13 protein-coding genes and 1 tRNA gene are annotated in these 13,523 nt (G+C 65.4%); all 14 read right to left on the reverse strand.

The window, feature by feature from the left end; all coding sequences use genetic code 11:
- Positions 1-8 precede the first annotated feature (8 nt).
- The 14 genes from ACTIFP_RS11830 to ACTIFP_RS11895 all read right to left on the reverse strand — a co-directional run bounded on the left by ACTIFP_RS11830 (position 9) and on the right by ACTIFP_RS11895 (position 13,470).
- On the reverse strand, positions 9-1,364 hold the full coding sequence (locus ACTIFP_RS11830; protein ID WP_439568915.1) for a hypothetical protein: 1,356 nt from the start codon (positions 1,362-1,364) through the stop codon (positions 9-11).
- A 44-nt stretch (positions 1,365-1,408) separates the two neighbouring features.
- Positions 1,409-2,836 carry a tyrosine-type recombinase/integrase gene (locus tag ACTIFP_RS11835; protein WP_439568916.1) on the reverse strand — a complete coding sequence of 476 codons (1,428 nt, stop codon included), beginning with the start codon at positions 2,834-2,836 and terminating at the stop codon, positions 1,409-1,411.
- 129 nt (positions 2,837-2,965) lie between these two features.
- Positions 2,966-3,042: transfer RNA gene (locus ACTIFP_RS11840), tRNA-Met, on the reverse strand.
- A 61-nt stretch (positions 3,043-3,103) separates the two neighbouring features.
- Positions 3,104-3,589 (reverse strand): 2'-5' RNA ligase family protein, encoded by a 486-nt coding sequence (locus ACTIFP_RS11845; RefSeq protein ID WP_439569151.1) that lies wholly within the window; start codon positions 3,587-3,589, stop codon positions 3,104-3,106.
- 87 nt (positions 3,590-3,676) lie between these two features.
- Entirely contained in the window at positions 3,677-4,237 is a 561-nt protein-coding gene (locus tag ACTIFP_RS11850; RefSeq protein WP_439568917.1) for a peroxiredoxin, read from the reverse strand.
- 104 nt (positions 4,238-4,341) lie between these two features.
- Positions 4,342-5,094 (reverse strand): alpha/beta fold hydrolase, encoded by a 753-nt coding sequence (locus ACTIFP_RS11855; protein WP_439568918.1) that lies wholly within the window; start codon positions 5,092-5,094, stop codon positions 4,342-4,344.
- A 1-nt stretch (position 5,095) separates the two neighbouring features.
- Positions 5,096-6,238, reverse strand: a complete 1,143-nt coding sequence (locus ACTIFP_RS11860; protein WP_439568919.1) for a Kelch repeat-containing protein — start codon at positions 6,236-6,238, stop codon at positions 5,096-5,098.
- A gap of 26 nt (positions 6,239-6,264) precedes the next feature.
- Positions 6,265-7,188 carry an endolytic transglycosylase MltG gene (gene mltG / locus ACTIFP_RS11865; protein ID WP_439569152.1) on the reverse strand — a complete coding sequence of 308 codons (924 nt, stop codon included), beginning with the start codon at positions 7,186-7,188 and terminating at the stop codon, positions 6,265-6,267.
- Positions 7,189-7,373: 185 nt separating this feature from the next.
- Positions 7,374-8,633: a beta-ketoacyl-ACP synthase II gene (gene fabF / locus ACTIFP_RS11870; RefSeq protein WP_439568920.1), complete on the reverse strand. Its 1,260-nt coding sequence runs from the start codon at positions 8,631-8,633 to the stop codon at positions 7,374-7,376.
- A gap of 184 nt (positions 8,634-8,817) precedes the next feature.
- Positions 8,818-9,054, reverse strand: a complete 237-nt coding sequence (locus ACTIFP_RS11875) for an acyl carrier protein (RefSeq protein WP_003039428.1) — start codon at positions 9,052-9,054, stop codon at positions 8,818-8,820.
- Positions 9,055-9,098: 44 nt separating this feature from the next.
- Complete coding sequence (locus ACTIFP_RS11880; protein ID WP_439568921.1) at positions 9,099-10,295, reverse strand: serine hydrolase domain-containing protein; 1,197 nt, start codon at positions 10,293-10,295, stop codon at positions 9,099-9,101.
- A 31-nt stretch (positions 10,296-10,326) separates the two neighbouring features.
- Positions 10,327-12,087, reverse strand: a complete 1,761-nt coding sequence (locus tag ACTIFP_RS11885) for a tetratricopeptide repeat protein (RefSeq protein WP_439568922.1) — start codon at positions 12,085-12,087, stop codon at positions 10,327-10,329.
- A 337-nt stretch (positions 12,088-12,424) separates the two neighbouring features.
- Entirely contained in the window at positions 12,425-13,069 is a 645-nt protein-coding gene (locus tag ACTIFP_RS11890) for a hypothetical protein (protein ID WP_439568923.1), read from the reverse strand.
- 2 nt (positions 13,070-13,071) lie between these two features.
- Positions 13,072-13,470 (reverse strand): VOC family protein, encoded by a 399-nt coding sequence (locus tag ACTIFP_RS11895; protein ID WP_439568924.1) that lies wholly within the window; start codon positions 13,468-13,470, stop codon positions 13,072-13,074.
- Between the last annotated feature and the right edge of the window lie 53 nt (positions 13,471-13,523).

Consider the following 13,523-nt stretch of genomic DNA (forward strand, 5'->3'; position numbering starts at 1 on the left):
CGGATGACCTATGTCAATTCAACCTGCACGGATGCCGCATTTCCCGCCGGTTCTATAGCAACGACGCGGCGCGCGAGCATGTCAGCGATCCTTTGGGCGAAATGCTCCCGCATATCTTCGCGGAGGCCCTCTGCGGAAATCCTTATCGTCACATTGGACTGCATTCCGGCTTCATTGGCTCGCCGGAACATACGTTCAGCGTCAACGGCAAGAATGAGCGAAACCGCCGCGACCATGTCGGGGAGCGTGTAGAGGTCGACATATTTCCGGCTTCGGTGGAGCGCCAGGTCGCTGAAGCTGGCGCGCAACATCCAGCGATCATGAGTTTTCTCAATCGCTCTGTGCAGCGTTATCGACGTCCCCGACCATTCGGTGGCATCGACGATCGCCACCGCGTTCCGGCCATCGAGCCCCTTTCGCTTGACCGTTTTGGGGGTCCAGGGAAAATGGACGAGCGAGCTATCGTCGGTGACGACGCGCAGATCCTTGGGATAATCCGGAAACAGTTTCCGGCATTCAGGTGTCCAGCCCCGGAATATTTCGTAGGGCGAGACGGGCCCCCAATAGGTAAATCCCGTCAGCCACCTCGCATCCATCGGGCGAAGCTCTGCCGGCGCAAGGTCGGGCAGTGCGTCAGGAGGCGGCACCTCATTCGAACGCCCGGGAGAATCGGGATGGCGCGCCAATATCGGGTCATCGACCCGGCCGCCTCGCAAGCGATCATAGATCAGGCGGCACGGAGCGCCCAGGGACTGGAGGTCGGTCGTCCCCTCCTGCGCACCGGCCAGCAGCGGATGCCTTCGCGCGCCGAACACCATCCTTTTGTAGAGCCAGTCGATCCGGTCCCAGGGCATGTCCCAATATTGCGGCGCGTCCTTGAATCTTTCGATCAGCCTCTTCGCCTCGTCGACCTGCGCATCGGGATACTGGTCGAAGCGCGCGTCGCGCGAGCGGCAGATGGCCAAGTCTATATCGCCAACGGTCGGCTCTTCTCGCATCAGGCTTCCGAAGAGCCAGATCCTGTCGACGCGGGTAACCGCCTCTGGATCGGCATTGAGCAGGTCTACGCGGGCCAGCAGATCATCCAGAACTGATCGCGCTTTCGCCAGCGGCGTGCGCATAGCTACTTTGGCACGCGCAACCGTCATTCCCTGCTCGGTCACCTTGTTGGTGACAGGATCGATCAACCCACGGTCGATACACTCTTCATAGACGATCGCGCCGTCCCTTCTGTTCGAGAAGACGCTCTTGAGATCGATGAGGCGGGCGGGATCCCGGGTCCGAAGATAGGCGCGCAATGCCTGTTTGAAGACCGATGGGCGGTACCCTGCGATCCGGACCGCCCGATCAAAACTAACGCCCATCGAGACCCCGTCGCAGCGCGGGCCGGGAGCAGCCCCTTGCGTTCTTAGGTTTCCCGCCGCAGCTTAGGAAGAGCAATCCGCATTGCGGGACGCTGCCAATGCGGCAGCCGTTCGGCCACCGGAGGAAGACGTCCCGTCGCTCCGGCTCCCTTGGCCCGCAATATGGGCATTGCAGCCGCGCGCCGGACAATATCCTTTTTCGGGCGCGCCTCGGCAATGCGGGGGCCGTCCAGTAATTCGTCGGCCCAATCCTGAAGCATCCGCCTTCGCGGCGTGAGATAAAGAGCGCTGTTGTAGGCACCGCGAACCTCGTCCTCATCTTCATGGGCAAGCGCCATCTCGATCCAGTCGGGACGATAGCATTCGGCTTCGTTGGCCCAGGTCGAGCCGAGCCCTCGAAAACCATGGATGGTCTGCTTGCCGAGGTAGCCCATGCGGTAGCAGGCGTAGATCATCGTATTGGCTGAAATCGGCTTGTTCGGCTTCTCGCCGGGGAAGACGAAGCGATCGTTCGACGCACTTCGGCGGCGCACCAATATCTCGACAACCTGGGAAGAGAGCGGCACCAGATGCTCGCGCTCCATCTTCATCCGTTCGGCAGAAAGCCGCCAGAGAGGATTCTCGCCCTCAAGATCCTCAAACTCGTCCCACTCGGAAAAACGCGTTTCGCTTGTCCGGACCCAGGTCAGCAAAGTGAACAGCATGGCATCGCGCGTCGTTTCGCGCCGACGACTATCCGCCTCGCCGTCATAATTCTGGATCGCGCTCACAAGTCCGGGCAGCTCGGCGAGCGAGACCTTCGCCATATGCCTTACTTTAGGCTTGGGCTTGAGCGCATCGTTGAGGCTGATCGTCGGATCGGTCGTCGCCCAGCCGCTTGCGATCGCGAACCGAAACACCTGCCCAATGCCTTGCTTCACGCGGCGGCTGATATCCAGCGCACCGCGCGCCTCGACGAGACGCACGACCTCGAGGACTTCCGGCGCGGTGATCGACTTGATGTCGCGCTTGCCAAGCGCCGGAAAGACGTCGCGCTCCATGCGGCTCATGACGCGGACGGCGTGCGCCTCATCAAGTTCCGCGACGCGATTCGCATGCCATGCCCGCGCGACAGGCTCGAAAAGTTCGAGCGGTGCCTGAAGCCGCTTCTTGGCCTTTTTTTCCTCGCCGGGATCGATGCCCTTGGCGAGCAACGCCTTGGCGTCGGTGCGCATCTGCCGCGCGGCAGCCGCCGAAACCGCGGGATATTTGCCGAGGCTGAGCGTCTTTTCCTTGCCATCGAAGGCGTATTTGAGGCGCCAGAGCTTCGATCCGCCGGGGCGGACGAGCACGTACAGCCCCTCGCCATCGAAGAGTTTATAGTCGCGTGCGCGGCGCACCGCATATTTGATTTCGAGGTCTTTGAGAGCCATCCGGGGTATCGCCTGTTTCGTGGACAGGCAAAAAATGCCCCGTTCCGGCCCCGGAATCAAATCGCTGCAGGCGGATTCAGACAGACGCGGACGGACCCGAACGGCCTGCAGAGGACGCCAGAAATATTTGATTTTATTATGAAAAAAGACATCGACGGACAGTGACGGACTTTTGTGGATTTTGGCCCTTGGTAGCGGAGGAGGGACTCGAACCCCCGACACGCGGATTATGATTCCGCTGCTCTAACCAGCTGAGCTACTCCGCCCCGAAAGGCCGCCACATCAGGCGAGCAGCGCCTATAGGCAGGCCATTGCCCCCGGTCAATATCATCCGCGCGGCCCGCGAAAATTCCGTGCGAAGGCGGCTTCCCACGGACCGCCGCGATAGTGATGCGCGGCAAGGCCGATGACTGCCAGCGGGCGCGGCATGAAATCAGCGGCGAGTTCGGCGAGTAGCGCGCGGGCCTCGCCGGCGGTCACCTTGTTCTGGACGGTGATGTGGAGCCGCGGGGTGCCCTGGTCCTGCGCGGTCAGCATGCCGGTGAAATGGTCGGCAATCCGTTCGCGGATGGCGAGCAGGTCGGGGCTGTCGATACGATAGGCGACGCCCTGCCCAAGCGAATAAAGCTCGCGCAGCCGCGCCGCGGGCGGCGGGGTGTCGGCGGCGATGCGGCGGATCAGCCCGTCGAGCTCGTTCAGCGCCGACGGCGGCAGCTGGTGAAACAGCGTGATATGCGCCGCCAGATGATTGCGTTCGGGCGGAAAATGCGCCGCGCGCAGATGATCGAAAAAACGCTGATCCGCCGCACCCATCGTCGCGGTCACGATGATGGGTGCGGCGCCAGCGGCCCGATCGGGAGGGGGGATGGCCGGGCCGCCTGAGGTCATATCAGCGCCGGTTTAGGCCGCCTGCGACAGCTTGCCCTGGTACGGGTTCGCCTTCACCCACTCGAGCGCCTTTTCGGGGGTCGATTCGACATAGGGGTCGCTGTCGGTGCCGACATCGTTGATGCCGGGTTCGACAAACATCTGGACCACGACGCCGTCGTCGACGATCGCGGTGTAGCGCCAGCTGCGCATGCCGAAACCGACGTGATCCTTGTTGATCAGCATGCCCATGCGGCGCGTGAAGGCGCCCGAGCCGTCGGGGACCATCTTGACGTTCTGGACGCCCAGGCTCTTGCCCCAATTATACATCACGAACGCGTCGTTGACGCTGATGCAATGGATGTCGGCGACGCCTTCGGCAGCGAAGTCGGCATAGAGACGCTCGAAGCCCGGGCACTGCTCGTTCGAACAGGTCGGGGTGTAGGCGCCGGGCAGGCCGAACAGGATGTGACGGCCGGTGCCAAAGGCTTCGCCGGTGTCGACGTCCTGCCAGCGGAACGGGTTCGGGCCGTCGACAGCTTCGTCGCGGACGCGCGTCTTGAGGGTCACGGCGGGAACGGGTTGGTTGATCATGGGAGAGAATCCTTTCTGTGGGGATTTTTGTGCGGCGCACCAAGAGCAGACCCGCGCCGCAAGGTCAAATCGAGTGCGCCGCTTTCGTTGATCGATACAGGCGATCAGAGCGCCGACCAGAAGCGATGCAGCGCCGCGGCGACCTCGGCGGGGCGTTCGGCGATCGCCCAATGCCCCGCCCCGTCGATGACGGCGAGCGGGGTGCCGGTGTTCGCCGCGTAGCGCTGCGCCACCGACAGTTCGACATAGGGATCGCCCGCGCCCCAGATCAGCACGCCGTTTGCGGGCAATTTCCCGATGTCGCGCGCCCAGTCATGTTCGAAACTCAGCCCCTTGGCCGAACGATAGAGTTTCAGGATGGCGCGGCGCTTGTCCTTGTTCGCCCATTGCGCCGCCTCTTCGGCCGCGATGTCGGCGGGCATGCCCTGCGCCGCCAGTCCCTCGGCAAGCTTGTCGGCCTTGCTGAGCGCCATGAAGATTTCGCCGAGGATCGGGGTGTTCCAGATTCGCGCGACGCGATGGCCGCGATAGTCGGGATCGATCACCGCGTTCGAGATCGCCCAGCTGCGCAGCAGATCGGGCCGCAACATCGCGACCCGCTGCGCGATCAGCGCGCCCCAGTCGTGACCGACAATGTCGATCGGGCCGTGCACCGCGACCAAGGCCTCGGCCTCACCGATCGCCCAGTCGGCATAGGCTTCCTTGGTGGCGGCGAACCCCGCGGGCAACGGCGCGGTGAAGCCGGGCAGCGCCGGAACCGCGACCGGCGTATCGCCAAGGTCGAGCGCCGCTAGCAGCGGACGCCAGATCGCCGGGCTATCGGGGACGCCGTGGAGGAAGAGTTTGGCGGTGGTCATATCAACCCTTCGGCAAATGGATGATCCAGCTTTGATCCGTCGGCTCGATCCGCCCTTCGCGATAACCGCCCGCGAGCAGTGCGGTGCCCGCATCGGCGCGGACGAGGGTCATATAGTTCCACTGGCCGCCAAAGTCGTAGTCAAGCCGCACCCCCGCGCCGCTGGCGACGTCGAAGATTTCCGGTGCCGCGTCGCCAGCCGCCACGAGCACCCGATTTCCGGGGAGGAGCAACAACCCGTCAGTGATCTTGAATCGCGGATCAGCGAGGTTCCCGGCAGGAACGAAACGGCCCGAGGCGACGTCGAAGCGTTCGATCGAGCGCAGCTTGCCATCATAATCCCGTTCGTCGGACCCGCCCACGACGAGCACGTCGCCGTTCTCGAGACGAACCGCCCCATGTTTGTAGCGACCTTGCGCCAAAGCGCCAGCGGAGCTGAATCGTCCAAGCGCCGGATCGAATATCTCGGCGCTTGCCAACGCGCGCCGCGGCGCACGATCGGGACGCCCACCCCCGACCATCAGCACCCGCCCGTCAACCAGCAGGGTCGCCGTCGCGCCGCTTCTTGCGGTGCCCAGGGGGCCAGTGGCTGCCATGCGGCCCGTAGCCGGATCGAAGATTTCGGCGTCGGAGCGCACATCGCTGCCGTCATAACCGCCCGCGATCAGGATGCGGCCATCCGCCAGGCGCACGACCGCTGGCGCGTTTCGCGGCCCCGACATCGCCGGCCCCGCCAGCGATCTGCCGGTCGCGGGATCGAAGATTTCGGTCGTTGCCGACGCGCCCCCGTCGACCCAGCCACCGAACACAAGAACGCGCCCGTCGGGCAATGCCGCCGCCGAAGGCTGGATACGCCGGACAAGCAGCCTGCCGCTGCCGACCATTTTCATGGTGCGAGCGTCGATGACATCGACCGTGGCGCTTGCGGGACCGGCCTCGCATCCGGAACGGACGCAGCCGCCGATGGCGAGCAGGCGTCCCTCGCCCGCCGCGACCAGCTGGTGCGTGGCGCGCGGGGCGCCAAGGCGCGGCCCCGTCTCGATCCGGATGTCGCTACCGGTTTGTTCCGCCGCGCTGCCGCCGCCTGCCATGCAGGCGGTGAGCACTAACGAAAAGACGATCAGGCCCGAAAAATGTCGCATCATCACTCTCCCCGCATCGAAAATTGACATCACTCTATTTCGCCGCGATCCCGCCGTAGCTGATACCATTTCTGCACATTGGCATTATGTTCGGACAGCGTCCGCGCGAAGATATGGCCGCCATCGCCTTTCGCGACGAAGAACAGATAGTCGGTCGGTTCGGGGTCGAGCACCGCAGCGATCGATGCCTTGCCGGGGTTGGCGATCGGCCCCTGCGGCAGGCCGATCATGCTGTAGGTGTTGTACCCGTTCACCGCCTGGATTTCGGATCGCAATATCCGCCGTCCGAGCGGTTTGCCCTTGGTGATCGGATAGATGATCGTCGGGTCGGCCTGCAGCCGCATGCCGACCGCGAGCCGGTTGGTATAGACCCCGGCGACGGTGCGGCGCTCCGCCGGAACGCCGGTTTCCTTCTCGACGATCGAGGCGAGCGCCAGCGCTTCATTGCGGTCCTTTGCCGCGGTGCGCGGGGTGCGTTTGGCCCATAGCTCGGCGAACGCCTTGTCCATCGCCGCCTGCATGCGCTTCACCACCGCGGCACGGTTTTCGCCGGTGGTAAAGGCATAGCTGTCGGGCAGGATGCTGCCCTCGGCCGGCACGGGGATGGTGCCGGTCAACCGTTTTTCGGCCATCAGCCGTTCCCACACCATGATCGACGGCATGCCTTCGGGGATCATCACCAGCCGCTGGATCGTCTTGCCCGACTGGAACAGCGCCAGGATGTCGCCCGCGTCCATCCCCTCTTCGATCTTATACTCGCCCGGCTTGATCGGATCGTCGGAGGCGAAGAAGCGCGCTTCGTTGCGGAAACTGGACGCGGAGACGAGGCCGGCGTCTTCGAGGATTTGCCCGGCCTTCGCGATGCTCGCGCCCGGCGGAACGACGATTTCGGCATCCTGCGGCGCGCCGGACGAGCAGGCGGCGAGCCATAGCGCAAGGATCGCGATCGTCAGCCAGCGGAACGGATGCACCAGATTCTCCCAAGCCTGCCCTTAAAGCGACAAAAGACACGCATGCGCGTGTTGAGAATGTCTCCTTTGCCGCTTTAGGCCGGAGCCCGGCGACGAGAGTGATAGAGCATGACGATAAAATGTAGGAAAGAGGTTTTAGTTCGTCATTGCGGGTGAAGCGGGGTTTATCAGTCCACCGCTTTCACGATCACGCTGGCATTGGTGCCGCCGAAACCGAAACTGTTGTTCAGCGCCGCCTTCACCGGGCGCTTTTTCGCCGTGTGCGGCACCAGGTCGACGCCGTCGGTGCCTTCGTCGGGGTTGTCGAGGTTGAGCGTCGGCGGAACGATCTGGTCGCGGATCGCGAGGATGCAGAAGATCGTCTCGACCGCGCCGGCGCCGCCGAGCAGATGGCCGATCGCCGATTTGGTCGAGCTCATCGACACATCGCCGATCGCATTGCCGAACAGCCGCTTGACCGCGCCCAGCTCGATCGTGTCGGCCATCGTCGAGGTGCCGTGCGCGTTGATGTAATCGATGTCCGACGGGGTCATCCCCGCCTTTTTCAGCGCCATTTCCATCGAACGATACGCGCCCGAACCCTCAGGATGCGGCGCCGTGACGTGATAAGCGTCGCCCGACAGGCCGTAACCGACGACCTCGGCGTAAATCTTGGCGCCGCGCGCCTTGGCATGCTCATATTCCTCGAGCACCACGACGCCCGCGCCCTCGCCCATCACAAAGCCGTCGCGGTCCTTGTCATAGGGGCGGCTCGCCTGCTCGGGGCGGTCGTTGTAGCTCATGTTGAGCGCGCGCGCCTGCGCAAAGCCCGCGATGCCGATCGGGCAGATCGTCGCTTCGGCGCCGCCCGCCAGCATGATGTCGGCATCGTCGTCGCGGATCATCCGCGCCGCGTCGCCGATCGAATGCGCCCCGGTCGAACAGGCGGTGACGACGGCATGATTGGGGCCTTGCAGGCCATATTTGATGCTGACCTGGCCCGAGATCAGGTTGATCAGGCGGCCGTGGACGAAGTGCGGGCTGACGCGGCCCGGGCCCTTTTCGGCGAGCAGCAGGCTTTCGCTTTCGATCCCCGGCAGGCCGCCGATGCCCGACCCGATCGAGCAGCCGGCGCGCAGTTTCTGCGCCTCGGTCATCTCCTCAAGGCCTGCGTCCTCGATCGCCTGGCCCGCAGCGTCGATGCCATAGATGATGAACGGATCGACCTGGCGCTGCACCTTGTGGTCGACGCGCTTGCCGGGGTCGAAACCATATTCATGGTCCGGTCCCTTGACCTCGCACGCGATCGTGCATTTCTGGTCCGACGCGTCGAAATGGGTGATCGTCCCCGCGCCCGATTTGCTCGCGAGCAAATTGGCCCATGTGGTTTCCACATCGGCGCCCAGCGGCGTCACCAAACCCAATCCCGTCACCACAACCCGGCGCATAGTCTGTCCTTTCGTCGGCGCCTGCCCCGGCAGGTACCCGCATCACATCTGTTGGCGTGCTTCTCGACAACGCCGGGCCATAAAAAAAGCTTCCCGGCCCCTGCACGCGAGCGCTCGGAACCGGGAAGCCGGAAACGCGTGGGCGGCGTCGCCGCCGCGTCCGGCTATGCCGGACCGGGCCCAATTATCCCTTGTTCGCTTCGATATAGTCGATCGCGTCCTTGACGGTGGCGATCTTTTCCGCCGCGTCGTCGGGGATTTCAACGCCGAATTCTTCTTCGAACGCCATCACCAGTTCGACGATGTCGAGGCTGTCGGCGCCCAGATCATCGATGAAGCTCGCTTCTTCGGTAACCTTGTCGGCTTCGACGCCCAGATGTTCGACGACGATCTTCTTAACCTTTTCGGCCGAATCGCTCATGCGCTATTCCTTTTCTGACTAAGCCGTGAATGTTGGAAATTGCCCTAGTGTCCGTCGGCGGGGCTGGCAAGAGGGCTGGTATCGGTCGGCGCGGCAAGCGCCGCATCGACCAGTTCCTCCTCTGCGGCGCTATAGGCGGAACGCCTCCCCTTCTGTCCGTCCGGCACCTGGGTCACGAAATAGGCGGTGCCGGTGCCGGCTTCAAGATCGTACCAAAGCCCGGCGCGCAAACCATAAGCATCGCCCGAATGGCCCAGCCGCCGTCGCCCGTCGCCGAACAGGTCGTCGCGGCACCCCGGCCCCGTCGCCGCGCCGGTCCCCGTGCTGTGCATTGCCGCGCCATATTCGCAGAAAAATCCGCCGGTCCCCTCGCCCGTCGTCGGGCGGACGGGCGCCATCGCCTCCAGCCGGGCGAGGCTGCCGGGTTTCAGAAAACCGTCGCCGCGGCGCAGCAGCATCACGCCGATCCGCGCCAGCCCGTTCGCCGATATGCGCAGCCCGCCCTGCGGGCTGAACCCGGCGCCGTGGCGCGCGAGCGGATATGTGCCAAGGTCGCAGCTGCCGTCGCTGGCGGGTACGACGGGACAGGCGGGGCGCTGGCCCCGCAGATCGTCGCGCACCGCCGCCCCGTCGGCACCGTACAGCACCACCGCGCGCGACACCGCCGCGTCGCTGCACGTCGGCCAGTTGAAACAGGCGTCGATGGCAAGCGGGCGCAGCACCAGCCGCGTCATCGCCCGGTCGAACCGCTCGCCCGTCGCGCCTTCGATCGCCGCCGCGACGACCGGATAGTTGAGATTGGCATAGACGAAATCGCCGCCCGGGGCGCGCGGCGCGTCCCATGCCGCCGGATTGCGCAGCGCCGCTTCCAGATCGGCGTCGAGCGGCAGCGCATAATCGACCCGGTCGGCCAGCCCCGAGCGGTGGCCCAGCAGCTGCGCCAGCGTGACCGGCTGCTCAGGATAGGCCGGATGGCGCAGCCGCCAGCCAAGATAGTCCGACACGTCGCGGTCGAGATCGAGCCGCCCCTGTTCGACCAGCCGCAGCACCCCGAGCGCGACGACGAGTTTCGATACCGACGCGATGCGCACCGGGTCGTCCGCGGTCAGCACGCGTCCGTCCGCCCGGTCGGCCTGCCCCGCGACGACACGCGTTTCGATCGTCCCGTCGCGGTCGAAACCAACCGCCACCGCGGCGGGCGCCGACGGCGCGGCGGCAAGCAAGGCGAGTGCGAGCAACATCAGCCGGTTCTGCTTGGCGCGTTTGGGTCAGTCAAGGCGCGGATCTGGCCGGAACGACCCCCGACTCGCGCAGCGCCGCCGATGCGCGCTGGATCACCACCGGGGTGATCAGGAAGCGGCTTAGCACGGTTTCGGGCGCGGCATTCGCGGGCTCGCGGGTATAGGCGAGCAGCCGGCGCCATTCCGCCTGCCCGCCCGCAATGTCGCCGCGCCGCGCCGAAACGATCGCGCGGACCATCATGGTTTGCGGCTCCATATTGCTCGGCGACGGCATGCGGTCGAGAATCGCCTGCGCCTCTTCCTGCGCGCCGCGCTGCGACAGGATGAACGCCAGCGTCACCGCAGGGACGCCGGGATAGCTGTCGTCGAGCGCCAGCGACCGCCGCAGCAGCACCTCGCCCTCCGCGGCCTGGCCGCAGGTGATCTTGAACAGGCCAAGGAAGCCGGCGATGTCGGCGTCATAGGGGTTGAGGCGCCGCGCCGCGTCGCCCATCGTGTTGCCGCCCGCACAATTGCCGACATAGAAATTCGCCCGCGCCATCGCAAACAGCCCCGCCGACGAATTGGGGCTGCTTTCATAGGACCGCAGCGCCAGCGCGCGCGCCTCGGCAAAGGCCTCGCGCCCCGCCGGGGTCATTCGCTGCGGCTGCCAGTCGCCGTAGCGGAGCAGCGACAGCGCGGCGAGCGCGACCCGATCGCGCCCGTCGTCCTTCAGCGTCGCGCGCAGGCAGACTTCGACCTGTTTCGTGGTCGGCGTGCTGCGCATCTGGCGCATCCGGTTGAACTGCGCGAGACAAGGAAAGCCGGGCGAAAAATTGTCGGGCTGGCGCTGGATCTGATCGCGCACGATGACGCCGTAATCGCCGGCGATCTGCGCGATGATCGGTTCGATCGCGGCAAATTCGGGGGCATCATCGTTGGTCACTCGGACCTGCTGCGACCAGATCGCGCGCTGGTCGGCGATCCGGTTGAGCACCAGCGTGACCTCGGCGTTGCCCGCCAGGTCGCGGACGAGCGACGCGTCAAGCCGATAGTCGGCGGGGCGCGGCGCCGCGGCACCGGGCGTCTTGGCGCTGAGCAAATCGACCAGGTCGAACCGCCGCAACCCGTCGCGCAGCTTGCCGTCAAGTGCGCGAGCACGGGCGCGCGACGGCGCCGTATTGCCCGCCACTGGCGCGCTGACCTCGATCAGCGGCACCGGCACCGGCTCGCTGACGAACAAGCGGTCGGGACCGCCGCGCAGCGCCCACAGCGTAGCCAGCGCGAGCGCGAGCAGGACCAGCGCGACGACCCAGCGGCCATAGCGCGGCGCGGCCGACGGCGGGCGGGCGGCGATGCCCGGCGCCCGCGGCGCGCCGACGTCATCGGCGTCGGTGGCGGCCTTGACGTCATCATCGCCGCCCGCGCCCTCGATCGACCGCGACGGCGGCGCGACGCGGTGCTGGACGACGACTTCGTAACTGCCCTGCGGCACGCGCAGCCGGTGGATCCACGGCGTGTCGGCATAATAACGATCGAGCAAGGTGCGCAGCCGTCCAACCATCACCCGCGGATAGCTGTCGACTGCGGGATCGAAATCCTCGCTGCGCCCCAGCGCCTCGGTCGCGATCGCATAAGCCTTGGGCGAGCTGCGCCCGCCGCGCAAACGATGCTCGACCAGGAACTGCAACAGGCGTGACAGCACCGGCGACCGGACGAACAACGGCGATTCGAGCAGCCGTTCCAGCTCCTCCGCGATGATCCGGTCGGTTCCGCCGGGGGTGTGAGTCTCGTTCGCTTTCGCGTGGTCCATGCTACCCTCAAATACCCCTGACGGGCGGTGCGGGTGATACGCCAATCAATAAGCGCGACCAGCCATTGTTACTTCGACGTAACGGTAACAGGCACACAAATCGCCATATCAGAAGAACGAACTGCCGCCAATTGGCAACGACAAAGGCCGAAACCAGGTTAAGAATTGGTTATCAAATGGCGACGTGGCGGCATGTGACCCCTTGTAACTGCCACATTTTCAAAAAACTGCCATTCTTTCATCGTCGGATCATTCCTACGATGGCCCGATGTTGAGGCCGACAGGCGAAGGATGCGAGCTGGTCCCTGGCATTCTTCAGACCCCCTCCGGCTTCATTTCAAGACTTCGCCGGGCGGGTGGCAGCCCCACCTGTCGCCTGCCCGGCAAGTCGATCGGCCTGCGCGCGGCGGGGCCACACACGCAGCATCAGCGCCGCGATCAGCACCGTTCCGAACATGATACCGACGAAGCGTTTGTCGGGATCGTCGCCAAAGGCGCGGCCGGCGTAGCTCGCGGTGAAGATGAACCAGATATAATAGATACCGACCGTGTGCAGCCGCGACCACCAGCGACCCAGCCGTCGCTGCCAGCCGTCGGTCGACGTCAGCGCCATCAGAAAGATCATCGCATAGGCCAGCCCGCCGCCGATCAGCGACTGCCAGGTGCGCCCCGGCGCATAGACGATAACGTTGATCGCCAGCGCCGCGAGATGGATCGTGTGGGCCAGCGCAAAGCCCAGCCCCCACTGCCGCCGCCGCCGGAGCAGCGCCCGTGTGACGCCCCCGGGCCAGCGCCGCACCAGCGGCGCCGCCAGAAAGGCGACCAGGAACAGCGGCAGCGCCGCGCGCGCTGTCCACCGCGCCGCCAGCCCGGCGCGCTCGGCAGCATCGCCGCCCGCGATCAAGCCCGCAGCCACCGCGAGCAATCCGGCGAGCAAGCCCGCCAGCAGCGGAACCGAGCGGCGATCGAGCCAGGCGATCAAGTTCAGGCCGGCCCGATGCGAAAGGCGCACAACTTGTTGCCGTCGAGATCGCGGAAATAGGCGCCGTAAAACGCCTGCTCGCCCTCGTCGCCGCGCACCCCCGGCGCCCCTTCGCAGCGACCGCCGAGCTCGACCGCCTTGGCATGCAGCGCATCGACCTTGGCGCGTTCGTCGACGACGATCGCCGCCATATGCCCGTTCCCCGCATGCGTCGGCTGGCCGTCATAGGGCCGCGTCACCGCGATCCCCGGCTGGCCCCAGCTTGTCGCATAGAGAGTAAAGCCATTGTCTTCGTCCGACATCCGCATCAATTCGCTGGCGCCGATCGTGCCGAGCAGCGCCGCATAAAAGCCGCGCGCGCGGTCCAGATCGTCGGTTCCCATCGTCACATAACCCAGCATCACTGACCTCCTCTTGCCCTGATATGATTTGATATGACGTCGATACGACGTCG

Source organism: Sphingopyxis sp. (assembly GCF_051861155.1).
GTDB lineage: Bacteria > Pseudomonadota > Alphaproteobacteria > Sphingomonadales > Sphingomonadaceae > Sphingopyxis.